General features: G+C 62.5%; 24 protein-coding genes and 1 pseudogene. 16 read left to right on the top strand and 9 right to left on the bottom strand.

Features of this window, described 5'->3' with window-relative positions; translation table 11 throughout:
• On the bottom strand, positions 1-200 hold a 200-nt coding region (locus AC1RQ5_RS30285), incomplete at its 3' end, for an endonuclease/exonuclease/phosphatase family protein (protein WP_493204543.1).
• A gap of 176 nt (positions 201-376) precedes the next feature.
• Positions 377-1,642, bottom strand: coding sequence for a cation:proton antiporter (locus AC1RQ5_RS30280; protein WP_493204509.1), 1,266 nt, complete (start codon positions 1,640-1,642; stop codon positions 377-379).
• 114 nt (positions 1,643-1,756) lie between these two features.
• On the opposite strand from AC1RQ5_RS30280, the gene AC1RQ5_RS30275 reads away from it, so the two are divergent.
• The 4 genes from AC1RQ5_RS30275 to AC1RQ5_RS30260 all read left to right on the top strand — a co-directional run bounded on the left by AC1RQ5_RS30275 (position 1,757) and on the right by AC1RQ5_RS30260 (position 3,590).
• Positions 1,757-1,945: a hypothetical protein gene (locus AC1RQ5_RS30275; protein ID WP_493204508.1), complete on the top strand. Its 189-nt coding sequence runs from the start codon at positions 1,757-1,759 to the stop codon at positions 1,943-1,945.
• The gene (locus tag AC1RQ5_RS30270) at positions 1,946-2,557 is read left to right on the top strand and encodes a cysteine hydrolase family protein (RefSeq protein WP_493204506.1); all 612 of its coding nucleotides are present in this window, start codon (positions 1,946-1,948) and stop codon (positions 2,555-2,557) included. It begins immediately after the preceding gene.
• A 64-nt stretch (positions 2,558-2,621) separates the two neighbouring features.
• Complete coding sequence (locus tag AC1RQ5_RS30265) at positions 2,622-3,110, top strand: YciE/YciF ferroxidase family protein (RefSeq protein WP_493204504.1); 489 nt, start codon at positions 2,622-2,624, stop codon at positions 3,108-3,110.
• 66 nt (positions 3,111-3,176) lie between these two features.
• A complete protein-coding gene (locus AC1RQ5_RS30260; protein WP_211910798.1) occupies positions 3,177-3,590 on the top strand; it encodes a DUF3597 domain-containing protein in 414 nt (137 codons plus the stop codon).
• Between the two features lie 169 nt (positions 3,591-3,759).
• Here the strand turns inward: AC1RQ5_RS30260 and AC1RQ5_RS30255 are convergent, their stop codons facing one another.
• The 3 genes from AC1RQ5_RS30255 to AC1RQ5_RS30245 form a co-directional block, all read right to left on the bottom strand.
• On the bottom strand, positions 3,760-6,132 hold the full coding sequence (locus AC1RQ5_RS30255; RefSeq protein ID WP_493204503.1) for a PAS domain S-box protein: 2,373 nt from the start codon (positions 6,130-6,132) through the stop codon (positions 3,760-3,762).
• Between the two features lie 13 nt (positions 6,133-6,145).
• Positions 6,146-6,403, bottom strand: coding sequence for a ribbon-helix-helix domain-containing protein (locus AC1RQ5_RS30250; RefSeq protein ID WP_493204501.1), 258 nt, complete (start codon positions 6,401-6,403; stop codon positions 6,146-6,148).
• A 68-nt stretch (positions 6,404-6,471) separates the two neighbouring features.
• Positions 6,472-6,687: a hypothetical protein gene (locus tag AC1RQ5_RS30245; RefSeq protein WP_211910801.1), complete on the bottom strand. Its 216-nt coding sequence runs from the start codon at positions 6,685-6,687 to the stop codon at positions 6,472-6,474.
• A gap of 135 nt (positions 6,688-6,822) precedes the next feature.
• Here AC1RQ5_RS30245 and AC1RQ5_RS30240 point away from each other — a divergent pair, with 135 nt between their 5' ends.
• Positions 6,823-7,278 carry a low affinity iron permease family protein gene (locus tag AC1RQ5_RS30240; protein WP_211913852.1) on the top strand — a complete coding sequence of 152 codons (456 nt, stop codon included), beginning with the start codon at positions 6,823-6,825 and terminating at the stop codon, positions 7,276-7,278.
• Between the two features lie 372 nt (positions 7,279-7,650).
• On the top strand, positions 7,651-8,685 hold the full coding sequence (locus AC1RQ5_RS30235; protein ID WP_493204499.1) for a carbohydrate porin: 1,035 nt from the start codon (positions 7,651-7,653) through the stop codon (positions 8,683-8,685).
• A gap of 156 nt (positions 8,686-8,841) precedes the next feature.
• Here AC1RQ5_RS30235 and AC1RQ5_RS30230 read toward each other — a convergent pair whose 3' ends face one another.
• On the bottom strand, positions 8,842-9,126 hold the full coding sequence (locus AC1RQ5_RS30230; RefSeq protein WP_493204497.1) for a SemiSWEET family sugar transporter: 285 nt from the start codon (positions 9,124-9,126) through the stop codon (positions 8,842-8,844).
• 6 nt (positions 9,127-9,132) lie between these two features.
• Entirely contained in the window at positions 9,133-9,750 is a 618-nt protein-coding gene (locus tag AC1RQ5_RS30225) for a cupin (protein ID WP_493204495.1), read from the bottom strand.
• 39 nt (positions 9,751-9,789) lie between these two features.
• Between AC1RQ5_RS30225 and AC1RQ5_RS30220 the strand changes: the two genes are divergently transcribed.
• From AC1RQ5_RS30220 to AC1RQ5_RS30210, 3 genes are all read left to right on the top strand, one after another.
• Positions 9,790-10,302 (top strand): hypothetical protein, encoded by a 513-nt coding sequence (locus AC1RQ5_RS30220; protein ID WP_493204493.1) that lies wholly within the window; start codon positions 9,790-9,792, stop codon positions 10,300-10,302.
• A gap of 396 nt (positions 10,303-10,698) precedes the next feature.
• Positions 10,699-11,001, top strand: a complete 303-nt coding sequence (locus AC1RQ5_RS30215; protein ID WP_493204491.1) for a hypothetical protein — start codon at positions 10,699-10,701, stop codon at positions 10,999-11,001.
• 162 nt (positions 11,002-11,163) lie between these two features.
• Positions 11,164-11,514: a hypothetical protein gene (locus AC1RQ5_RS30210; RefSeq protein ID WP_493204489.1), complete on the top strand. Its 351-nt coding sequence runs from the start codon at positions 11,164-11,166 to the stop codon at positions 11,512-11,514.
• A gap of 727 nt (positions 11,515-12,241) precedes the next feature.
• Here AC1RQ5_RS30210 and AC1RQ5_RS30205 read toward each other — a convergent pair.
• Positions 12,242-13,279, bottom strand: a complete 1,038-nt coding sequence (locus tag AC1RQ5_RS30205; protein WP_493204487.1) for a zinc-dependent alcohol dehydrogenase family protein — start codon at positions 13,277-13,279, stop codon at positions 12,242-12,244.
• 168 nt (positions 13,280-13,447) lie between these two features.
• Between AC1RQ5_RS30205 and AC1RQ5_RS30200 the strand changes: the two genes are divergently transcribed.
• The 7 genes and pseudogenes from AC1RQ5_RS30200 (at position 13,448) to AC1RQ5_RS30170 (ending at position 19,801) form a co-directional block, all read left to right on the top strand.
• Positions 13,448-13,987 (top strand): DUF4142 domain-containing protein, encoded by a 540-nt coding sequence (locus AC1RQ5_RS30200; RefSeq protein WP_493204486.1) that lies wholly within the window; start codon positions 13,448-13,450, stop codon positions 13,985-13,987.
• Between the two features lie 163 nt (positions 13,988-14,150).
• Positions 14,151-14,768 (top strand): cell envelope biogenesis protein TolA, encoded by a 618-nt coding sequence (locus AC1RQ5_RS30195; RefSeq protein ID WP_493204485.1) that lies wholly within the window; start codon positions 14,151-14,153, stop codon positions 14,766-14,768.
• A gap of 75 nt (positions 14,769-14,843) precedes the next feature.
• Positions 14,844-16,088 carry a DUF763 domain-containing protein gene (locus AC1RQ5_RS30190; protein ID WP_493204484.1) on the top strand — a complete coding sequence of 415 codons (1,245 nt, stop codon included), beginning with the start codon at positions 14,844-14,846 and terminating at the stop codon, positions 16,086-16,088.
• Positions 16,085-16,774, top strand: a complete 690-nt coding sequence (locus AC1RQ5_RS30185; RefSeq protein ID WP_493204482.1) for an alpha/beta hydrolase family protein — start codon at positions 16,085-16,087, stop codon at positions 16,772-16,774. Before AC1RQ5_RS30190 ends, AC1RQ5_RS30185 begins: the two co-directional genes overlap by 4 nt.
• Positions 16,662-17,608 (top strand): annotated as a pseudogene (gene budC, locus AC1RQ5_RS30180) (meso-2,3-butanediol dehydrogenase). The gene AC1RQ5_RS30185 and the pseudogene budC overlap by 113 nt, the downstream one beginning before the upstream one ends.
• Before the next feature lie 158 nt (positions 17,609-17,766).
• Positions 17,767-18,753, top strand: coding sequence for a DUF808 domain-containing protein (locus AC1RQ5_RS30175; RefSeq protein ID WP_493204481.1), 987 nt, complete (start codon positions 17,767-17,769; stop codon positions 18,751-18,753).
• Positions 18,754-19,492: 739 nt separating this feature from the next.
• Positions 19,493-19,801 carry a nucleotidyltransferase domain-containing protein gene (locus tag AC1RQ5_RS30170; RefSeq protein WP_493204479.1) on the top strand — a complete coding sequence of 103 codons (309 nt, stop codon included), beginning with the start codon at positions 19,493-19,495 and terminating at the stop codon, positions 19,799-19,801.
• Positions 19,802-20,050: 249 nt separating this feature from the next.
• Here the strand turns inward: AC1RQ5_RS30170 and AC1RQ5_RS30165 are convergent, their stop codons facing one another.
• Positions 20,051-22,135: a methyl-accepting chemotaxis protein gene (locus tag AC1RQ5_RS30165; RefSeq protein ID WP_493204478.1), complete on the bottom strand. Its 2,085-nt coding sequence runs from the start codon at positions 22,133-22,135 to the stop codon at positions 20,051-20,053.
• Positions 22,136-22,158: the final 23 nt, after the last annotated feature.

Here is a 22,158-nt window from a genome sequence, read left to right as displayed (position 1 = left end):
TTGCGCGCGAGGATAGCGACGCCGTTCCACTTCCGCTGCCCGACCCAGGCCAACGTGTAGCCGGCCTTCAACAGTGCATCCTGGGGAAAATCCGCCTGAGCGGCCTTGAGCTCCTGCAGACAGACGATATCCGGCTTCGACGACTTCAACCACGCAAGGAGGTTCGGCAGCCGCTTGTTGACACCCCGGGGGCGTCGCAGGACGTGGCCGAGCTCGTCGCCCGCTGCGTCGATATGGCATCGGCCGAACGCATTTCACGTGCCGAATTGGAAGCCGAGGTCGGCGATCTTCACGATTACATCGGAGAGAGGCTTCGGGACGCAATTCGCGTCTGACGGGTCTTCCCGACGACCATTGTCCAAATAAGCGAGGACTTCTAGTTGCTATCAGATGCGAGCGCTTTCTCCTCTCGGGCCGTCTGGCCTCGCTTCCGTCGCCGGTCGATCAGCATCATCACCGGCGTCACCGTGATCCCGTGCAGAACGATCGACGCCAGGACGATTGCGGCCGATATGCTCCACATCGTCTCGGCACCATCGAACGAGCCTTTCTGGAAGGCGAAGGCCAAATAATAGATGGTCCCGATGCCGCGGATCCCAAAGAAGCTGATGGCGGCCCGCTCGGTCGGAGGGCACGTAGTCCCCGACAACGAAATCCACGCCAGCGAGGGGCGTATCGCGAAGATGGCCAGGCCTGCATAGACCGCGCCGCTGACACTCAGCGAGTTCAGCAGACCACCTGCTGAGATCGCCCCGCCAAAAAGGACGAGCAGCGTCATCATCAGAAGGCGTTCAAGCTGTTCGGCGAAGTCGTGGAGCGTCTGGTGATATTCATGGTCGCGCTCAGCGGCCCGCAGCGCCAGTCCCGCGACGAAGACGGATACGAAACCGTAGCCTTGAGCGGCTTCCGACACGCCGAAAACGACGACAGTGATCCCCAACGCTACAAAGCCATCGCCCGTCCGCGACAGCTTGGCACGATTGGGAATGCGGAAGACCAGCCATCCCAGGCCGTAACCCAGCGCTGCCCCGATCGCGATCCCGGCAGCTAGGCGCCAGACGATATCGAGGGCGAGCCAATGAGCGACCCAGGAGCCCAGCGGTCCGCCCGACTGGCTCATGGCGATCGCCGCCATCACGAAGGGGAACGCCAAGCCGTCGTTCAGGCCCGCCTCGGAGGTGAGCGCGAAGCGGGTGTCGTCTTCCTCTCCCGACTTGGGCGGTCCCACCTGCACGTCGCTGGCAAGGACCGGGTCCGTCGGTGCCAGAGCGGCGGCCAGCAGGAGTGCGGATGCACCAGACAGCCCGAGCAACGCGTAGCCGGAAGCCCACAACGCGGCGATCGTAAGGGGCATCGCGATCGCAAGCAGCCGCCACGTCGTGATCCATCTCCGCCACCCGAGCTTGCGGTCGATCTTCAAGGCGGCTCCCATGAGCGAAATGATGACCACGAACTCGGTCATCTTCTCGACCAGAGGAAGTTCGGCGGGAAGGTGCGGCACCGGGATTTCCGGAAAGGACCAGAACGCTGCTGCGCCGATGGCGATGCAGACGATGGGCAGCGAAAGCGGCGCTTCCTTCAGCACCATGGGAAGCCAGGCCGTGAGCAGTATCAAAGCCCCGAAGGCGACGAGCAAGAGCATCATGATTTCCGAACTGCGACGCCGTCAGTGTAGGTGTGAAGTACGGGAAAGCGAAGCTCCGCAGCTGCCGGAACGAAGCTCAAATTTGTCCATTTCCGGCGAAAGGAGATGATCATGGACGAGACCAAGGCAGCGATGACGCTCGGGCAAGCAGCCATCGAACTGCGGCCCACCTTGCCTCGGGACTTCCAGGAGCAGTTGTTTGAGCGGGTGATGGCCGCTTCGCCCGATCTCCGCACGGAGCTCGCGACGTTCCTGCACGACCGGCATCCTCGGACGGCACATCATTCCGGAGCCTCCTGAATGGCTGCCAAGGTATCACGGGACCCCATCCGGAATGCCGTTCATCTGTGCGTGGACATGCAGCGGATCTTCGCCCGCGGCGGAATGTGGGAGACGCCTTGGATGGCGAGGGTCTTGCCGGGCATCATGGCGACCGCAGAACTGAACCCGCCCCGGAACGTGTTCACCCGTTTCATAACGCCCCGATCCGCGGACGAACGCCCCGGCCGTTGGCGGCAGTATTTCAAGCGATGGGAGCGAGCTACCCGCGACCGCCTTCCGCCGGATCAATTGGATCTCATCGGGGCCTTGGCCCGCATGGTGCCGCCGGGACATGTCGTGGACAAGCCGGGCTATTCGGCGTTTGCAGGCACCGACCTCGCCGCCCGCCTTCACGGAAGAGCGGTCGACACGGTCATCGTGACCGGCGCTGAGACCGACGTCTGCGTGTTGTCGACGGTGCTGAGCGCCGTGGAGCTCGGCTTCCGGACCGTCGTCGTAGAGGACGCCCTTTGCAGTTCGTCGGACGAAGGGCACGATGCTCTCATGACGATCTATCGGACCCGCTACACAGAGCAGATCGATCTCGTCCCACTGGCTGACCTCCCGGATTTATGGCGCGATCCGCACTAGCGAATCCTTGGAACCTGGACGGGAACACCGCGTTTCAGCGGCGTCAGAAGCATGGGAGGCCGCGATGGCTGACAAAGACCTCAACGATCTATTCCTCGACACCCTCAAGGACATCTACTACGCCGAAAAGCAGATCTACAAAGCCCTGCCGAAGATGGCCAAAGCCGCCGCTTCCGACGAGCTACGCGCGGCTTTCGAAAAGCATCAGGCCGAGACGGAGGTGCAGATCGAACGCCTCGAACAGATATTCGAAAGCCTCGGAAAGGCTGCGCGCGGGAAGAAGTGCGACGCCATCGAGGGCATCCTCGATGAAGGCAAGGAGATCATGGACGAGTACGCCGACACATCGGCTCTCGACCCGGGCCTGCTCGCAGCCGCGCAGGCCGTCGAGCACTACGAGATCTCCCGCTACGGCACCCTTCGGACCTGGGCGCAGACCCTTGGACTGAAGGATGCCGTCAAGCTGCTGGACCAGACCCTCGCGAAAGAAAAGAAGACCGACGATGCGCTCTCGAAGCTGGCATTGTCGGCGGTGAACGCAGAAGCGGCATGACGCATAAACGTTGAAGGACGCCGCGGCTCGGCCGCGGCGTCCTTTTTCATATCATTGGAGAGCAAAATGAGCATTTTCGGAAAGATCATGGGCGCCATCTTCGGTCACGCGGAAGCGGCGCCGGCCGGCGGAGCGGCACCTGCCGCGCAGGACAAGGCGTCGTCTCAGGCATCGTCGCCCTCTGCCACCGCGCCTTCGACAGCACCAACCGGCAGCGCCTCGAACGTCGATGTCGCTCCGATCCTCGACAAGGCCGTCGCGGCGAAGGGTGAGAAGCTGGAGTGGAAGACGTCGATCGTCGATCTCATGAAGGCCCTCGACATCGATTCGAGCCTGTCGGCACGCAAGGAGCTCGCCAAGGAGCTCGGCTATTCGGGTGACACGAACGACTCGGCTACGATGAACATCTGGCTGCACAAGCAGGTGATGGCCAAGTTGGCCGCGAATGGCGGAAAGCTTCCGGACGACATCAAGACCTGAGAACTCGGCCTTACCACCAATCGAGCCTCTCGCCCATCGGCGGCGAGGGGCGTCGTTTTCGGATCCGACGCGCGGCGTCTGCATCCGTACTAAGCGACTACGCCATGCGGAAGCGTCTCGAAGTCATCAACGGAGAGCTCGCCACGCGGACGTTGACGGAGCCGCTCACCTATCTGCGCGATCGATCTCCGATCGCCTTCCGCAGCGTTCTCGACAGCGCTTCCACCGAATACGGCTTCTGAATGAGCTCAAATCCGCGATGGGCGTTTTCAGCGAGAACGCTGCTGTAGCCGGACGTGAGCACGACGGGCAGTCCGGGATATCTTTCGCGGATGACGTTCCCCAATTCGACACCGTTCATCCCCGGCATGATGACATCCGAGAAGACCAGGTCGAAGGCGAACTCGTTTTCGGACAGCGCCGCGAGGGCCTGGTCGGCAGACCGCACCCATTCGGTCCAGTGACCGAGATCCTCCAGGAGCTCGGTGGAAAACCGGCCGACATCCGGGTTGTCCTCGACCACTAGGATCCGGTGTCCTTGCCCGCTGGTGAGATCCGTATGCGGCGCCGGGGCGGGATCGGCTGCGGCCGTGGAACGACTGCGAGGCAGATAGATCGTGAAGACAGCCCCTTCTCCGACGATGCTGGTCACCACGATGTCGCCGCCCGACTGCTTCGCGAAGCCGAAGGCTTGGCTCAGGCCCAGCCCCGTGCCGCGCCCGACCTCTTTCGTCGTGAAGAACGGTTCGAATATCGTCTGAATGTGCTCGGGCGGAATGCCTGTGCCGCTATCCGCCACCGAGACTGCGACGTAATCGCCAGGCCGGGCGGAATGGGATCGGACTGCCGGGATCTCCACAGCGGGCTCGGCGGAGATGACGAGCCGCCCCTCGCCGTTCATCGCGTCGCGGGCGTTGACGGCCAAGTTGACCAACGTCGTCTCGAACTGCCCGATATCCGCGACGGCGAGCATCCCTTTGTCCGGAGCGTTCACTTCGATCTGGACCCGGCCACCGACGAGCGGACGGATCAGGCTCGCCACGCTGTCGATTTGCACGCCGACGTCGAAGGCGACGGGCGCCAGAGGCTGTCGGCGAGCGAATGCGAGCAGTTGACCGGTCAGCCTAGATGCCCGGTCTGCCGTGTCCGAGATGGCATCGACGTATCTTCGCCGGCGCTCTTCCGGAAGGTCGCGACGACGGAGAAAATCCGTCGCCGACCGGATGATCGTGAGAAGATTGTTGAAGTCGTGGGCGACTCCGCCGGTCAACTGTCCGACCGCTTCCATCTTCTGCGCCTGGCGAAGCGCTTCCTCGTTGGTCCGCCGCTCGGTCGTATCCACGGCTTCCGCCAGGACGGCCGTTATTTCGCCGGTCTCGTCCGTCACGGGGCGCAAGGCGAGCTCGAAAAGCCGGCGGCCTGCAGGGAGGCTCAATTCGAGGTCCATTCTCGAAGTCGCACCATTGGACGCCTGGCGGAACGCCTCCTCGACCGCTTTCGCTACCGCCGGCGCCTCGTCGAACCAAGCCGCTTCCCAAAAACGTTTACCGAGCACATCCTCCGGGCCGACCGCTGCAGCAGACAGGGCAGTGGCGTTGGCGTAGACGACCTGTCCCTCGAGATCGAGAAGGTCCTGATGCTGGTTCGTGGTCTCGAGAATCGCACGAAGCTGGGATTCTCTGCTGCGGAGCTGGGCGGTCCGCTGCGCGACAAGAAGCTCGAGATCATCGTTCACCGATCGCAGATTGATCTCCGCTTGCTTTGCGACGGTGATGTCATGCGCGACGCCGATGAAGCCGATGTGCCGGCCGGCTGGGTCCCAGCGCGGCTGCGATTCCGAGCGGATCCAGCGGATTTCGCCATCGGCTCGGCGGTAGCGCGCCTCCAGCACGAAGGGTTTCAGGGACGCCTCCCCGGCAATGCTTTCCTTCACCACGCGCTGAGCGTCATCGGGATGGAGGATGGTCCGCCAGTCGAATGCCAGTGCCTGTTCGTAGGGGACACCGACGAAGTCCACGTAGGCCTTGTTGGCGAAGCTCCGGGTTCGATCCATCCGGGTGACCCACATCGGGACCGGTGCGCTGTCGGCGATGAGCCGAAACCGCTCCTCGCTTTCCCGGAGCATTTCGCGGGCCTGAGCCCGATCCGTGACGTCGATGTGGGCGCCGACCATCCGGACGGGGCGCCCGTTTCGATCGCGCTCGATGCGGCCCTCAGCCGCTATCCAGCGTACCTCGCCGTCGTTGGGGCGGATGATGCGGTACTCGGAGGAATAGCGCTTGGCTTTGCCTTCGAGCATATCCAGAAATTGGCGCTCGGCTCGTTCCCGATCGTCGGGATGAAGCCGCCTGACCCAGTCTTGGTGCGTCTCGTTGACCGCCTCGGGCGGCAGTCCGTGGATCGCGAGATATTCAGGCGAGCGCTTGTTCTCGAACCCGTTGGTGAGGTGGACGAGGACGCCGCCGACCTTCGCGATGCGCTGCACCTCGGCGAGCTCATTCTCCCGATCTCTCAGCGAGCCGGCGGCCCGTTCGTCTGTCACGCGACACCTTTTTCTAATCCGGAAGATCGGCGACGCCGGGCGGCGATCGCCTCCGAACGTAGTGATCTAGCACGAAAAGGCGGATGGCAGACGAAAGGTTGGACTTCGAAACGGCGGTTCGTCTTTTATCGATCCTGGTCGCCAGCTCGAAGACGGTAAAACCCTCGTACCGCGCGATTTCCTTCAACGCGGACCAGAATTCATCCTCCAGACTGACGCTGGTCTTGTGCCCCGCGATGTCCAACGACCGCTTGCGGATGGTGGATTTCATGCGCGCCTCATGCTCTCGAGAAGATTGGCATCAGGCCGGACGGCAATCAATCCGGGAAATCTCGCCCGTCACCTGCGCTTTTCCTCCAGCACTCCGGCGGCGCGCAGATCCGCCCTTACTTTCCGGACGCCCGCGAGCGGCTTGCCGAGTTCGCGCGCCTTTTTCTGAACAGCCGACGAAGGTCTGCGAAGCGCCGCGCTGGCACGCAACAGCGTGGCTCCCTCGTCCGCCAACTTTTCGAGCTTCTCAATGTCCTCGCTGGTCCAGGGCCTGGTGATGGGCATTGTCTCTCCGCAAAACTTTGACGGTACACTGAAAATTGCTGATGTGTTCGTCCGATATACGACGCCCATGAAATGAAAATTACCTTTCCGGAAATGGCCGCATGTGGTCGAATGTCGCACCTGGAAAGGACCGTAATGCAAACGAAAAAGGCCGATCGGCCACACGGCTTTGCCCGATTGTTCGGCGACGTCGCCAACAAGACGTCCACGCTGGCGGGGCGCGCCTCGACGTTCGCCATCGCGTTCGCGGTCGTCGTGATCTGGGCCGTGACGGGACCGCTCTTCGAATACTCCGACACTTGGCAACTCGTCATCAACACAGGCACGACCATCGTGACCTTCCTGATGGTGTTCCTCATCCAGAATTCTCAGAACCGGGACAGCGCTGCCATCCAGGTCAAACTCGATGAGCTCATCCGAACGAGTGCTGCGCACAATTCGTTCGTCGGCATCGAACACCTGACCGACGAGGAACTCGAGGACATCAGAACCAGATGCGAAGCGCGAGCCGCCGCCGAAAAGGTCGGCGAGAAGTCGGTTCGACGGGCTGGAAAGAAGGCCCGTGAGGCAGCCAACCAGGCCGTGGAATGAGGGCGAGGCGACGGTTCGTCATATCGGTCGGCTGGCTGGCCGTGGCGATCGCCGCACACCTAAGCGTCGCGACGGCTTGGGCCCAGGAGGACAAAAAGACTGACGACGACAAGCCCGCGGATCCGGACACGGGCCAGAGCACGATCGAAGAGACGACCCTTGGCATCCTCCCGAACCCGTTCATGGACCGCGGAGTGAAGTTCGCGGCGACGTATATCAGCGAAACGCTCGGAAACGTCAGTGGCGGATCGAGGCAGGGGGCGGTGTACGAAGGACGTCTGAACTTGGCCGTCGACATAGACATGGAGAAGCTTCATCGATGCGAGGCAACTGACCTTCCATGCAAATATTTTTCAGATTCATGGCGACGGATTGTCCCGAAGCTACCTCCAGAATTTCATGGTGGTAAGCGGCATCGAGGCCCTTCCGACGACCCGCCTCTACGAAGCCTGGTTCGAGCAGAAATGGGATTCGCTCGGTTCCCTGAAGATCGGGCAACTCGCCGCCGACCCGGAATTTTTCAACACGAAGTACACGGAGGTCTTCACCAACGCTTCGCTCGGCTGGCCGGCCGTAGTGTCAATCGTTCTGCCGAGCGGAGGACCGTCTCCGCCCCTGGCGGCGCTGGGAGCACGGCTATCCCTGAACCTTGGCGAGGATTGGTCGCTGCAAACCGCCGTATTCGACGGCGACGCGGCGGGCCCGGGCGCAGGCGACGCCCAGCAACGCAATCGCTACGGCTTGAATTTCCGGATCAACGACCCGCCGCTTGTGCTTGGGCAGTTGCAATATGCATGGAACAACAAAAAAGGCGACGAGCATCTTGCGGGTACTTTCAAGATCGGGGGTTGGCATCACTCAGGCGCGTTCGCGGACCTTCGATACGGCGACGACGGTCGGTCGATGGCCGACCCGTCGTCTTCCGCATCGCCGGCGACCTTGACCGGAAACTACGGCTTTTGGGGCGTCTTCGAGCAGCAGCTTTACCGGGTGGCGGGAGACGATGATCGCGGCATCGGCGTTTTCGCTCGAGCAGCCTACAGCCCGCCCGACCGGAGCCTCCTAGATATCTACGCCGATTGCGGGATCGAATGGATCGGCCCGACCGACGCTCGGCCGAACGACAAGGTCGGGATGGCGATCGCCTACGCCCATGTCTCGCCTAGAGCCCAGGCGCTGGATGCGGACTTCCGACGCGTCCATTCGCCGACTTGGCCACGCAGGACGTCGGAGACGATGATCACCGCCGCTTATCAATACGAGATCAAGCCGGGTCTAAGCCTCCAACCCAACCTCCAGTACGTCGTTCGCCCAGGAGGCGGCGCAACGGACCCGTTGAGCGCCGACGCAGGTCGCAGACTCAGAAATGCTGCCGTCGTCGGCCTGAGAGCCGTCGTCAAGTTCTGACCCTCGGGCCAACCATTTCGACGCATCCATCACCGGACCGCATTACCTGATTTTGAGAACGCGGAGGCATGGTGGCAGACGGGAGCGTCCAAAACTTCGTCGTGGCGCTTCTGCTTGATAGCGAGCGCGCGACTACAATTGGTCGGAGGCGTTTACCTACTTGGCGGCCGCTTTGCTTGAGGAACGCAGGTCGCGAAGTTTGCAGAGCAGGACCGCCCCGCTGAGGCCGGCGCCGACCGTGTTGGCGACGACGATGACCCAGTCGGTCTTCAGGACTCCATATACGACCCACATCGCCAGACCGGACGTAAGCACTGCGAGCATTTTAAGAGACAGATCACTCGTCGATCCACGTGGCAGCGCCTTTCGGACCTGAGGAATGTAGGACAAGGAGGTAGAGGCCGCTGCGATCAAACCGATCCATGACGTGATGCTGTCCATACCGCGTCAGCCTTCACGCGATCGCGACCGCCCCCACAGGCGGCTCAGCGGCCCCATTCTGCCGTAGACAGGGTCTTTGAGAGGCTTCCGGACTTTGCTGATACGCTTCTTCGCCTCGATGCGGTCGCGGGTATCGGTGACCTCGTCGTAGGTGCCCGTTTCCGGATAGGCACCAACCACTTTGAAATCGCGCGTAGATTCGATGAGACGGTGACCGGTGCCTGCGGGCAGAACAATTACATCGCCGGCCTTCAAGTACAGCACGCGGCCCTTAACGCCGCCGCATTCGAGCTTGGCGGACCCTTTCGATACGCCTAGGACCTCATGGATCTGTGAATGGTAATGCACGAAGTTGTAGACCGTATCGCGCCAAGACCGGGTCCAGCCGTTGAGTTCGAAAAGCGCGTCGATGACCGCCGCCGCATCAAAGCCGTCACGGTCGACCGCGATCGCGCCTCGATACACGATCGACGGCAGGCGCGGATTGTTGGGCACGATTCCGTCGTCGGCAAAACGAACCGCTAAAGGCTTTCTGGGCCGTGTCAGTTTTTTCAACGCGGTGGCGTCCGGACGATCCTCGATGAACTTCCGCGCGACGTTTTTGATCTGGTCTTTCAGAGGCATCTGAACGGTCCGTTTTGGCCTCAACGGGAGTCACCAGGTTTGGTTCACGAACGCGGCGCGATGCTGCGGATCCGACCACCTTTCCAAACTGCCGATGAGGCAGCCCGTCGACTTGCCGACCTCTCCACGTCCAGACGTTCTCGCAGAATTGGCACGATCGAGGCGGCTCGAAGCGGACAGAGCATCAGGCTTGTTCAGGCACAGGTCGTGACGAACGATTGGACGACACAACCAGGCAGTGAGGCAAGCTGGCAATCTCGCGATCTGATCTGCAGACCGCGCCTCCTCCCTGATGCATTCTGCGATTCTTGGAAGGTGTGGATGCCGAATAGCTGTCTTCTCAACGCGTCGATCTGTGCCGATTGCGATATCCGCATGAGCTTGGTGCGTGCGTCGTTGCCGCTTTCCGGCCCCGATCGCTACTGGTTCGAATGTTCGCGATGTCAGATGCTGACTGATGAGATCGTGGTGCAGATTGTTGAGGATCAGGCCTCGACTTCGTCGTCGGCGATCGAATCTGGGTCGTCCTCCTGCAGCAGGCGCACCAATTGAGCGAGATCTGTCGGTCGATCAGAGGCGCCGATACCTCTTTGATCTGGCCGACCATCTCGGCAGGAATCCGCAACTGACTGACGAACCAACGAAACATGAGCACCTCGAACGGAGGAAGTGCAATCGCCGGATTTGTTCCAAAAACTTTTTGCGAAAGATTTCTCGATTCTTGCCGCGTTTTGGTACCCACTGAATTCGTCACCGCGCGGGTGGCCGATATCGGTGATGAGAACGCCTCATCGCGCTCCCGCCCTCCTCCGGCATGGAAGGGAATGCGCGCATGACCTTCTTATGTTTTCAGCACATCGAAGCACGTAAGAGGTCCTTGTGGATCGAGCCACGCTGCTGCGCGCCGAAGCACGGCGGATGCCCCCGTGCGTCGAACGCGATCGACTGATGAAACAGGCCCGCCAGAACGAGGCTGAAGCTAACGCCCCAGCCTGGCGACTCGCCAGACCTGCAACCCCCGACCTGAAGGAGTGGATCATGCCCCACGTGACAAGCCGTAGCTGGACGGATGCCGACATCGCGCGCCTGAGCAAGTTCTCCGATGAAGGTGCAACTGTGAACCGTGCTGCTGCAGCCTTGAACCGCAAAACCGAAGCGGTAAAGAATGTCTGTCGCGTTCACGGCTTCACGTTGATCGGCATACGCCAGGCTAGGGCGGCCATCCGAAAGCTGGAAGCCGCTGCCGCATGATGCTCGAACTCGGGCGCGTTCTGTTCGCGCTGACGGCGACGCTGGCTCTGATCGCCCTGTCGTATTTCACCCTCAGATACCTCGCCGCGGTGCTCTAGCCGCGCGACGGAACGAATCACCGGGGTGTCTCTTGAATCCGCCGTTCAGTTGCGGAGTTGCGTCATGCGTTCGGGGTGGAGCCCATCCGTGGTGCCGGCCGGCGTCCACGATACTGTGTACCTCGTCGTCGATTGTCACGGTCCCGGCGGCTGTGTCTGGCGGGAAGCAGACATCAACGGCACCGATCTGGAGACCGTCATCACCGACCTGATGCGCGGGGAATATTCCGACCCTCTCTGCATCGTCGCCTTCAACACGACCGAGAACTGGTCGAGGGATGTGACCTCCGATATCGCCCGAGAGGTCCAGGAACGATGCGATCTCGCCTATGAAGACGTGCCGGCCTGGCTGGAGGATCTGGTCCATCGCCATGTACATCCGGAGCGCCAGTTGCCGCTGAGGCTGAAGCGGTGACCGATCTCAGCTCCTCCATCGCGCCCCAGATCGACGCCGCCCGGCTTGGTCCGGATGCATTGCTCGATATCGTCGGACACCTAGGCGCCGCGCTGATCAAGTCGGACAAGATCACCGACTCAACCGTTGTCGATCACCTACAATCCGCTCACCGGCTGGCGCTCGATCTACACTTCATCGGGCGGAAACCACCGATACCATTCCGTCGAAGCGTGAGGCACATATGCCCTACGCCAAGATCAAGGCGCCGGATGGCGGCCTCCGCGCGAAGTATCCGGGCTTCGTGAAGCCTGCGCTGGCGTCCTCTATCGGCCGTGTCCCTGCGGGCGACCGCTGGGTGCATGAGATCAAGTTCGAGGCTATCGGGTGCAGGTCCACATCATCAACGAAGCCATCAAGGTCTGCACGCGGAATGGCCCCGACTGGACCGATCGCTTCAAGAAGATCGCGACCGACGCTTGGTGGGCAAAAAGCCGGGAATTGTGATGGCAGAGAACTACACTGGCCGCTGCGTTAATGGGCCGAAGGCTGGCGAGCAACTAAGCGCGCCTAGCAACAGTGTGCCGGTCATAGCGCCTGGAAGCGACACTGAAGGACAGCTCGTTGGGTTCTATGAATATAAAGCTGGCGGTTGGGAATGGCGTCCCGAAACTACTCCCGACGAGAAAGAGCGGCTCCGTTGATGCGCGTTCCGACCTGTAGTGCCGAGGTGAATGCTTAAGCAACGTCAGCTATCGAAGGTCAGCACGATCTTGCCGAAATGGCTGCCGCGCGCCATTTCCTCGACGGCGAGCCGAGCATCGGTCCATGGGAGCACACGGTCGACCACCGGCCGGATGCGATGCAGGATCAACGCCCGGCACATCGCCTCGAACATTTCCCGGGAACCAACCGACAAGCCCTGCACCTTCGCCGCGGTCGCGATCATCACCGAAGCGGAGAGTTTCGCCGGTGGGGCACTCGCATCGGTCAGCACGCCGATAACCGCGATATGTCCCGCCATGCGGACGGACTTCAGGCTTTCGATCAACGTACCCGCGCCTCCGACTTCCATGATGAAGTCGGCTCCGCGACCGCCTGTCAGTTCGCGGACCGGACGGTGCCACTCTGGAACGTCCTTGTAGTTCACCGTGTGGGTCGCTCCGAGTACCGTGGCCCGTGCGAGCTTCTCATCTGAGGACGATGTGATGATCGTCCTCAGCCCGGCCGCCTTCGCGAATTGCAGACCGAAGATCGAAACGCCGCCGGTCCCCTGCAATACCACGGTGTCGCCGGGCTCGAGGCGCGCGTCGACGAACATCGCCCGCCATGCGGTCAAAGCGGCACACGGAAGCGTGGCCACCTCCTCGTCCGTGAGATAGTCGGGGACTTTCGAAACCGCCATCTCCGGAAACAGAGCGAGTTCCCTCGCCGCGCCGGGTGCGCCGGGCGACCCGAGCGGTCCGTCGCGCTTGTCCGGCGTCGGCGGGCCGGCCTGCCAGTTGGGAAAAAACAAGGTCGAGACGCGGTCGCCCACGGCGACGCGGCGCACGCCTTCGCCAATCGCCGCGACGATGCCGCAACCGTCGGAAAATGGAATGATGGGCGGCGCATCGGCTGCGCCAGCCGAATAGCCGCCTTTCGCGATGATCGCCGTATCTCGGAAATTGAGGGAGATCGTGCGCATCTTCACTACGACCTCGCCTTTGCCGGGCGCGGGATCGGCATGTTCGACGATCTTCAGGTTCTCGGTGCCCCAAGGATGGGAAAGCTCCAACGCTCGCATGTGTGTCCTCGCAAGGTGCCTCGATCCTGCAGTCGTGACGCGGACCGGACGTGACCGCAAGCCCGGATGCGGCATTCCTCTCAAGCGCAGGCCAGCTATGGAACATGGACCGAGTTCGGACATTTGCGGGCTGCAGCGCTTCCGCTGATCAACCACGAAGGTCACACGATGCAAAAGTCCCTTCTCGCCGCTGCCGCAATCCTGTCTCTTGCCCTTGCCGCCAACGCCTCGGCGCAATCCCTGGGAGAGAAGACCGGCGTGAATTCGGTCCTCGGCGTCGCGCCCACCACCGCCGATTTCGTCAAGGAAGCTGCGATGAGCGACATGACCGAGATCGCCACCAGCAAGCTGGCGCAGGAGCGTGGTGACGCTGCGGCGAAGACGTTCGCCGGGCAGATGATCACCGACCACACCAAGACGTCAGAAGAGCTCAAAGCGCTCGTCGGCGGCAGCGTGAAAGCGGAAATCCCGTCCGCACTGGACGATGCCCACCGAAAGATGGTCGACAAGCTCAAGGACGCGAAGCCGGAAGACTTCACGTCCGATTATGCGTCCATGCAAGTCAGCGCACACAAGGACGCGGTGTCGCTATTCGAACGCTACGCAAAAGGCGGAGAGGATCCGAAGCTCAAGGATTGGGCCGGGAAAACGCTCCCGCACTTGCAGCATCACCTCGAAATGGCGCAAAACCTGAACAAGAAGAAATAACTCAGACAGCCGACCTCGGAAGGAAAAGACCTCGAGTCGTCGAGGTCTTTTCCGCGCGTAGCATCTGCCGCGCTGTTCTCTAAACCGCCGCGGATTGAGCCTTTTGGGAGCAATTGGCCTTGCTTAGATCCAGATGTACCCCGATGCGCCCGGTCGGCGACTAATGGCCAGGAAGCTTAAGACCTACCAGACCTCCATCGGCTTCTACGACCTCGCCGTCGCCGCTCCATCCATGAAGGCTGCCCTGGAGATCTGGGGCGCCGACAGCAACCTATTTCACCAGGGTTTTGCCAGGGAGGTCGACGGTACCGCGGTCGTCGCGGCGACGCTTGCGCATCCCGGCAAGGTGCTGCGAAGGCCTGTCGGTACAGACGGCGCGTTCAGGGTGACGAGCGGCCTGCCGAAGGATCTGGTCGTAGGGTCCGCCCGGACAAGGCAGCGAAAGGAGCCGGCGCGGCGGCTTGATGGCAACACGGCGAAGCCCGATGGGGCCGCGGCGCGCAAGGCTGCGGCGTCGTTCGACCGGCAGCAGCGGAAGCGCGAACAGGCGCAGCGCCGAGCGGACATAGCCGAGGCGAAGCAGCGGGAACGACGATCGGCACGTATCGCCAAAGCGCAACAAGCACTCGACGCGGCAGAGCAGGAGCACGACGCACAGGACGCCGCCTTACAAGCGGAACGCGAGAAGCTCGACAAGCGTGCGGATGCGGAACAGCAGCGCTGGGAAAGACAACGTGACAAGTTGCGCGCCGCCCTAGATCACGCGAAGGAGCATCGCTGACAAAACGGGTTTGACGCGATCGAGCGGGGCTGCGGAGGCGGCGTGCGAGGGCGCAGAATCGGATATTGACGGCTGATGGCGAAACGAACGGGTAGCGCTGATCTTCCCCTTCACGCCGGCCGTGTGCCGGCGTGGCTGGCGACCCGCATGTCGTCGCTCAGCGCGATCGTGACCCAGGCAATCGTGCACCATTACGGCCGAGACGAATTCCTTCGCCGCTTGTCGCATCCCTTCTGGTTTCAATCGTTCGGCGCGGTGATGGGGATGGACTGGCATTCGTCCGGTATCACCACTAGCGTCATCGGCGCCCTCAAGCGAGGTCTGGGGCCGCTGCAGGACGAACTCGGCATCCATGTCTGCGGCGGCCGTGGCCAGCATTCCCGCAAGACGCCGGATGAACTCCGCGCGCTCGGCGACCGCGTAGGCTTCGATGCCGTCGCCCTCACGCGCGCCAGCCGTCTGGTCGCCAAAGTCGACAGCGCCGCCGTCCAGGATGGCTTCGACCTTTATCTGCACGGCTTCTTCGTCACCAACGATGGCCGCTGGACCGTCGTCCAGCAGGGCATGAACGGGGACAGCAAGCAGGCGCGCCGATATCACTGGCACTCCGAAACCGTGAAGAGCTTCGTCGATGCGCCGCACAGCGCCATCGACGGGCCGCCGCATGGCGAAGTCGTTAATCTGACCGACCAGCGCGCCGCACCGTCGCGGAGCGCGCAATTGGACCTGCTGACGGCACTCGGCGCGGACGGCATCGTCGACGAATTCACCGCGTTGACGGGCGGCCAGGCCGCGCAGCCGCTGCTGCCGCATCTGATCATGCCAGCGCATCACGATGTCCGCTCGAGCGACGTCTTCACGCGGCGCCTACACGGTACCCTTGCCGCGGCGGCCGAGCGCGGCCCGATCGACTTTCCGGACTTGCTGCTGACACCGGGCGTCGGCGCGCGCACTGTGCGCTCCCTCGCGATGGTCGCGGAAATCGTCCACGGCGCCCCCTATCGCTTCCGCGATCCCGCCCGCTTTTCGCTCGCTCATGGCGGCAAGGACCGCCATCCCTACCCGGTGCCCATCAAGGTCTATGACGAGACCATCCGCGTATTGAAGTCGGCCGTGCAGAAAGCGCGGCTCGGCCGCGAAGAGGAACTGGACACCCTGAAGCGGCTCGACGACCAGGCACGGCAGCTCGAGCGGATGGCGTCCGGTCCATCGCTTAAGGAGTTTGTCGATGGCGAACTCGAGGCTTCCGCGTCCCTCGGCGGGCGCTCAGTGTTCGGTTGGGAAGAGGATCGGCGCGATCCACTGGCGGCGGCGAAATGACGGTACGGCCTCCAGCCGAAACGCCGGTGGCGCTCAAAAGCGGCTATATGCCGGCGCTGTCGACGCTGCTCATGAAGCCGCGAAAGGCGCGGGCATGCTTCGTCCTTGCCCATGGCGCCGGCGCCGGCATGGCTCACCCGTTCATGGCGGATGTGGCGGCCGATCTATACCGACATGGCGTCGCCACGCTGCGGTTCCAGTTTCCATTCATGCAGCGAGGAAGTCGACGGCCGGATAGTCCTGTTATCGCGCATGCGGCGATCCGGGCGGCGGTTGCCGAGGCCCCCCGGCGATGCCGTGGTCTGCCGCTCGTCGCCGGCGGCAAATCCTTCGGCGGCCGCATGACATCTCAGGCGCAGGCGGAGAAACCGCTGGCTGGCGTCGTCGGCCTCGTTTTCCTCGGCTTCCCGCTGCATCCTGCGGGCAAACCATCGACCGCGCGTGCCCAGCACCTGAAAGACGTCCAAATCCCGATGCTGTTCGTCCACGGCACCCAGGACAAGCTCGCGGAGCCTGCGCTGCTGCGCGGCGTCGTGAAGCGGCGGCGATCACTGGCCACCGCGCATCGCGTCGATGGCGCCGATCACGGCTTTCACGTTCCGGCCCGCAGCGGTCGGACCGATCGCGAGGTCGTGGCCGACATCGCGGTCGTCGTCTCCGAATGGATTGGATCGCTCGGAAACTGACCGGTCACCGTCCGGACCCATTCCGTGGCCTCGCTGTTGTCCTTCGACAATCAACGCGGAGAGCCCGATGTCGACGGACCGGTTCAAGGACAAGATAGTGATCGTAACCGGCGCCGCGTCGGGCATCGGCGCAGCGACAGCGCGGCGTTTTTCCGCCGAAGGCGCCCAAGTTGCGCTGGTCGACCGCGACAAGCCATCACTGGAAGCCGTAACGAAAGACCTGCCGTCTGACCGGACCACCCATCACGTCGTCGATGTGTCGGACTCTGCGGCGGTCACGGCGATGGTGTCCGAAGTTATCGCGCGTTTCGGCGGACTGAACGTGATGGTCAACAATGCCGGCGTCCACGCTGGCGGCGCCCCCGACGAGATAACCGACGACCAGTGGCGGAGGTGATGGCGCCCGATGTCGACGGCGTATTCTTCGGCTGCCGGGCTGCCATCCCGCATCTGACGAAGACCAGGGGCTCCATCGTGAACACGGCATCGGTGTCCGGCACCGGCGGCGACTGGGGCATGAGCCCCTACAACGCCGCCAAAGGCGCGGTCGTCAACCTGACACGCGCGCTTGCGATGGATCTCGGCAAGAAGGGGGTCCGCGTCAATGCCGTATGCCCTACCCTCACCCGCACAGGCATGACCGCCGACATGATGGACGACGAAAAGCTGTTGGCGGAATTTGCAGAGCGGATTCCGCTGGGCCGCGTTTGCGAACCCGAGGAGATTGCGGCGGTGATTGTGTTCCTCGCCAGCGAAGACGCCAGCTTCATGACAGGCGCCAATGTTGCGGTCGACGGAGGCGTTTCCGCATCAAACGGGCAACCGCCGCAGTAATGAACCAGGTGTGAATTCGGGGTTCGTGCGATATTCCGTCGGCGCCGTGGGTCGAATTTTAAAGAGCGTCCGTAAGAGTTCATACCTGAGAGAGGATGGCCCCGCCGCCCAGCAGGGCGTTCTGTGTCGCATGGAGAGCTTTGCAGCTTGGAAACATCATGAGCGTCGGACTGATCGCGTTACTGGATGATGTCGCAGGTATCGCGAAAGTGGCCGCTGCTTCCGTGGATGACATCGCCGGACAAGCCGCGCGCGCCGGCGCGAAGGCGGCCGGTGTCGTCATCGACGACGCCGCGGTGACGCCGCGCTATGTGGTCGGCTTCGACCCGTCGCGTGAACTGCCGATCGTCCGGAAGATTGCTGTGGGGTCGCTCAGGAACAAGCTACTGTTCCTTCTGCCGGCAGCGCTACTGCTGGACTTTTTGGCACCTTGGGCTGTCACGCCATTGCTCATGATCGGCGGCGCGTACCTCTGTTACGAGGGTGCTGAGAAGGTTGCCGAGGCCGCGCTTCCTGGGCATGCCGCCGATACCGACGGCCCTCGCACATTGGCCGTTGACCCGACGACGATGGAGCAAGACAAGGTCTCCGGCGCCATCAAGACCGATTTCATCCTCTCTGCGGAAATCATGGCTATAACCCTTGCGGCCGTGCCTCCTGGACCGTTCTTCGTGAGAGCAATGGTTCTCGCGATCGTCGCAACCGGTATCACGGTTCTGGTCTACGGCGGCGTCGCGCTCATCGTGAAGGCCGACGATGTCGGCTTGGCGATGGCGAAGGGTGATCTCACCTCGAGTGTTGGACGCACGAAGGCCTGTATCGGCCGCGGATTAGTACGCGGCATGCCGTATTTTCTAAAAGCGCTTAGTGTCGTTGGTACGGCCGCCATGATCTGGGTCGGCGGCGGCATAATCGTTCACGCGTTGGCCGGCTACGGTCTGGCAGGCATCGAACATCTGATTGCATCGGTTGCTGAGCCCGCCGCTCAGGCTTTTCCGGCGCTCGATGCGACAATCGTTTGGATCGTGAGCGCGGCGGGATCGGGCATCTTCGGACTTTTGCTCGGCGCCGCCCTGATACCCGCGGCGAAATACATCGTGACACCTGTCTGGGAGCGGTTACCGCAACCAACCAAAGTCAGGTAAACAACGCACGCCCGCGAGACGTCGAAGACGCATCCGAATTGCGATCGATGCCGGATACCCTAACCGTGCAATCTCGGGTTTGCGTGAGAATTGGCGCCTGCGGGGCGTCCGGTATCGTTCTTGACCAATTATCCCTCGGCACCAACGAACCTTATGCGAAGGGCCGCACGGTTGGCGCCGCTCCTTCAAGTCGTCGATCGCATGTCGCGCAGCTTACAGCCGAGCACAAAGGCGGGAAGCGCCGCACCGACGCCATTGCCTGCGAGGATCACCCAGTCCTCCTTCAGCGCCCCGTAGACGATCCAGGTGCCGGTCCCAGGCTGCCCATCGGGGTAATTCAGGTGTCGAATGAGCGAGCTACCCTAGCCGGACAGCGGAAGCCCTTCTTCATCGATGTAAGAAAGCGTGCTTCATCCCGTTCACGCGCGAGTTCTTTCCCCGTATCGACGAGCCGCGCCACGGCATCATCGGTCCAGCCGACAAGACTTTGGCTAAGGAGATATTCCGTCAATTCCAATTGGTGAACGAGCGTTATCCGGAATCGATACTCAACCTAGGCCCTCTCCGTCCTTCAGAGGAGGCGCAAAACGCGTGAAACGAGCCCCTTACTAATTCCTGCTCGGTCGGCGCGGTCCCGGTCGACCTTCATTGCAGGGTGTCGATGGCGGAGGTTCCGGCAGGTCCGATTTTGAAGCTTGCCGACGAAGTGATTATGTTCCCCCGGCAATAGGGACGCGGCGTGAGCGATCAAACCTTCGATCGCACTTCAAAAGCATCACCAAGCCATATTGGCCATGGCCGCTCGGCACGCATTGCGCGACGTCCGCGTTTCGGGTCTGTTGCGCGAGGCCACGATCTTGAAGACAACGACCTCGATCTGCTCGTCGAGCCGACGCCTGACGTGACCACGTTGTTCCACATCGTAGATTTCCAGCAGGCCGTCGAAGAGCTATTGGGCGTTTCGGTCGACGTCCGAACCGTGGAGGATATCAACGAAAGATTCAGGCCGCTCGTTGCGTCCGAAGTCACGGCTTTGCCTTTCGGATGACGGCTGTGAATGAGAAGTTTACGCTGCAGGAATTTCCGCATCACGCGTGATCGAAGACACGGCCGAAATCGAGAAAGAGCATTTTCTTTCTCAGGACCGACACGGACGGACAGGTTGGTTCTTCGACCGTGCCTCTCCCGCCATCGTCCTGCGGCGCTCCGGGCAGACCGGTGCCCACGCCTCAGGTCACCTAGCGAAGTCGGTGACGCGATCATGCGTCCGCTCGATCGCCCCTTGGCTACAACCGCTCTAGGCCGCCCGCACCGCCGACAGGAACTGATTGACCTGATCGGTCAGATCTCTGGATTGCCGCGACAGCCCCTCCGCGGCGTTCAACACCTGCGCCGCCGCCGCGCCGGAAACGTCCACCGCCTGCCTGACGCCTGCGATGTTCGTGCTCACCTCACGCGTCCCTCGCGCAGCTTCCTGGACGCTGCGGGAAATTTCCATCGTCGCGGATCCCTGCTCCTCGATCGCGGCCGCGATCGCGAAGCTTATCCGGTTCATCTCCCCGATCACGTTGGCGACGTCCTGGATGGCCGAGACGGTATGATTGCTGGCCGACTGGATCGACGTCACCTGTTCCGCGATGTCCGTCGTCGCCCTCGCCGTCTGTTCCGCCAGAGACTTCACCTCCGAAGCGACGACGGCAAAGCCCCTGCCGGCGTCGCCCGCACGGGCCGCCTCGATGGTGGCGTTCAAAGCCAAAAGGTTGGTCTGCGCAGCGATGCTGTTGATCAGCGTGACCACGTCGCCGATCCGTTTCGCGCCGTCCGCAAGCGACAGCGCCGTTTCGCCGGTCTGGCGCGCGTTCTCCACGGCGCGTGCCGCGATATCCGCCGACTGAGCGACCTGGCGCCCGATTTCGGTGATCGACGACGACAGCTCCTCCGTCGCGCTCGCGACCGACTGAACGTTCCCGGATGTCTGATCGGAGGCGCCTGCGACCACCACGGCCTGGCTACCCGCGGTCTGCGCGGTAGCCTCCATGGATCGTGCCGTATCCTCCATGGCGCCCGAAGCGCGCGACAGTCCGCCGACAAGCTCCTGGATCGCCACCTCGAATGTGGATGTCAGCTTCTCCAACATCTTCGCACGACCTGCCTTGGCTTCGCTATCCGCCGCCTTGTCCGCTGCCAGCCTTTCGGCGTCCATCATGCTCGTCTTGAACACCTCGACCGCCGCCGCCATGGCCCCGATCTCGTCGTTTCGACCGGCGCTCGGGACCTCGCCGGCGAGATCGCCTCCGGCCAGTCGCGACATGCTCGCAGTGAGGTCCACGATGGGCTTGCAGATCCGTCGCCGCACCATCACGACGACCGCGACATCCGCTGCGGCAAGAATCGCGAGACCACAGAGGGCCAGGATCAGACCGAAGCCGGCAGACGAGCGCGCCTCTTCCAGCACCTGCTCCGCATTCGCGTAGAAGGCGTCCCGGACGTCGATGATCGCGCCGAGGCCTTTCTGGGACTCGGCGTAGTACGTGTCGACGTCGTGCTCGAACTTGCCCGTCGCCGCGCCGTCCTTCACCATCTTCAGTTCCTTGCCGAACCTATCGACGTAGGCCGCATTCATCTTATCGAGGGCGGCGGACACGTTGGCCGGCGTCGTCGCGACACCGCGCAGCGCCTGCAGGGACGCCAGTATCTGGTCCGAACGGCCCTGGATGCGACTGAGCTCCAGCCGCTCCGCATCGGTCGCCGGCCTGCCGGAGCCGACGACGTTCTTATGCAGGCTCGCGTTCAGACCGCCGACGTCTCGGAGCGTCCAGGAGATGTTCGCCAGACTGGCCTGGCGGTAGGCATCGCCGTCAAGCTTTGCGATCCTACGGACCTGCTCGTCCAGGAGAGAGGTGACGGCGTTGTTGAACACGGCGTTGTCCGCCACGATCTTGCGGCCGGCATCCTTGCGGGCGTCGGCCGGGCCGTCCATCGCCTTGTCCATGGCCTCCCGCAACGTAACGAGTTTGGCGTTCAAGGCGTCGATCTCGTTCGCGATACGCGCGCCGTCAACGAACGGACCCGGAAGTCCCTTACGAAGTTCCAACATCTTGGCGCGCGCGCCATCCGTCTGCTTGCGGTATCTGTCGATCAGCTCCGCCTTCGCCTTCGGATCGATGGTGGCCGGCCCGTACAGGATATTGGTGGCGAAGCCCCGTTCCGAATTCAGGTAACGCGGAATGTCGCCGACGGAGCGGACGATCGCCAACCGCCCTTGCGCTTCGTGCACCCGGTCGAGAGCGGCGTACTTCGTGCCAGCGACGTAGAGGGCAACGCCTCCCCCGACTACCGAGAGCGACACGATGGCGACCGTAAGCAAAGTGCTAATCTTCATTTCGACCGAATGCCTTATTGGTT

The organism is Tardiphaga sp. GW821-FHT12E02, from assembly GCF_058807155.1.
This window is presented reverse-complemented; position numbering and strand designations above follow the sequence as displayed.

Excerpts from the sequence above, each read along its gene's own strand:
- AC1RQ5_RS30280 (WP_493204509.1), bottom strand. The coding sequence starts at position 1,642 with ATGCTCTTGCTCGTCGCCTTCGGGGCTTTGATACTGCTCACGGCCTGG.
- AC1RQ5_RS30275 (WP_493204508.1), top strand. The coding sequence starts at position 1,757 with ATGGACGAGACCAAGGCAGCGATGACGCTCGGGCAAGCAGCCATCGAA.
- AC1RQ5_RS30270 (WP_493204506.1), top strand. The coding sequence starts at position 1,946 with ATGGCTGCCAAGGTATCACGGGACCCCATCCGGAATGCCGTTCATCTG.
- AC1RQ5_RS30265 (WP_493204504.1), top strand. The coding sequence starts at position 2,622 with ATGGCTGACAAAGACCTCAACGATCTATTCCTCGACACCCTCAAGGAC.
- AC1RQ5_RS30260 (WP_211910798.1), top strand. The coding sequence starts at position 3,177 with ATGAGCATTTTCGGAAAGATCATGGGCGCCATCTTCGGTCACGCGGAA.
- AC1RQ5_RS30250 (WP_493204501.1), bottom strand. The coding sequence starts at position 6,403 with ATGAAATCCACCATCCGCAAGCGGTCGTTGGACATCGCGGGGCACAAG.
- AC1RQ5_RS30245 (WP_211910801.1), bottom strand. The coding sequence starts at position 6,687 with ATGCCCATCACCAGGCCCTGGACCAGCGAGGACATTGAGAAGCTCGAA.
- AC1RQ5_RS30240 (WP_211913852.1), top strand. The coding sequence starts at position 6,823 with ATGCAAACGAAAAAGGCCGATCGGCCACACGGCTTTGCCCGATTGTTC.
- AC1RQ5_RS30230 (WP_493204497.1), bottom strand. The coding sequence starts at position 9,126 with ATGGACAGCATCACGTCATGGATCGGTTTGATCGCAGCGGCCTCTACC.
- AC1RQ5_RS30225 (WP_493204495.1), bottom strand. The coding sequence starts at position 9,750 with ATGCCTCTGAAAGACCAGATCAAAAACGTCGCGCGGAAGTTCATCGAG.
- AC1RQ5_RS30215 (WP_493204491.1), top strand. The coding sequence starts at position 10,699 with ATGAAACAGGCCCGCCAGAACGAGGCTGAAGCTAACGCCCCAGCCTGG.
- AC1RQ5_RS30210 (WP_493204489.1), top strand. The coding sequence starts at position 11,164 with ATGCGTTCGGGGTGGAGCCCATCCGTGGTGCCGGCCGGCGTCCACGAT.
- AC1RQ5_RS30205 (WP_493204487.1), bottom strand. The coding sequence starts at position 13,279 with ATGCGAGCGTTGGAGCTTTCCCATCCTTGGGGCACCGAGAACCTGAAG.
- AC1RQ5_RS30200 (WP_493204486.1), top strand. The coding sequence starts at position 13,448 with ATGCAAAAGTCCCTTCTCGCCGCTGCCGCAATCCTGTCTCTTGCCCTT.
- AC1RQ5_RS30195 (WP_493204485.1), top strand. The coding sequence starts at position 14,151 with ATGGCCAGGAAGCTTAAGACCTACCAGACCTCCATCGGCTTCTACGAC.
- AC1RQ5_RS30190 (WP_493204484.1), top strand. The coding sequence starts at position 14,844 with ATGGCGAAACGAACGGGTAGCGCTGATCTTCCCCTTCACGCCGGCCGT.
- AC1RQ5_RS30185 (WP_493204482.1), top strand. The coding sequence starts at position 16,085 with ATGACGGTACGGCCTCCAGCCGAAACGCCGGTGGCGCTCAAAAGCGGC.
- AC1RQ5_RS30175 (WP_493204481.1), top strand. The coding sequence starts at position 17,767 with ATGAGCGTCGGACTGATCGCGTTACTGGATGATGTCGCAGGTATCGCG.
- AC1RQ5_RS30165 (WP_493204478.1), bottom strand. The coding sequence starts at position 22,135 with ATGAAGATTAGCACTTTGCTTACGGTCGCCATCGTGTCGCTCTCGGTA.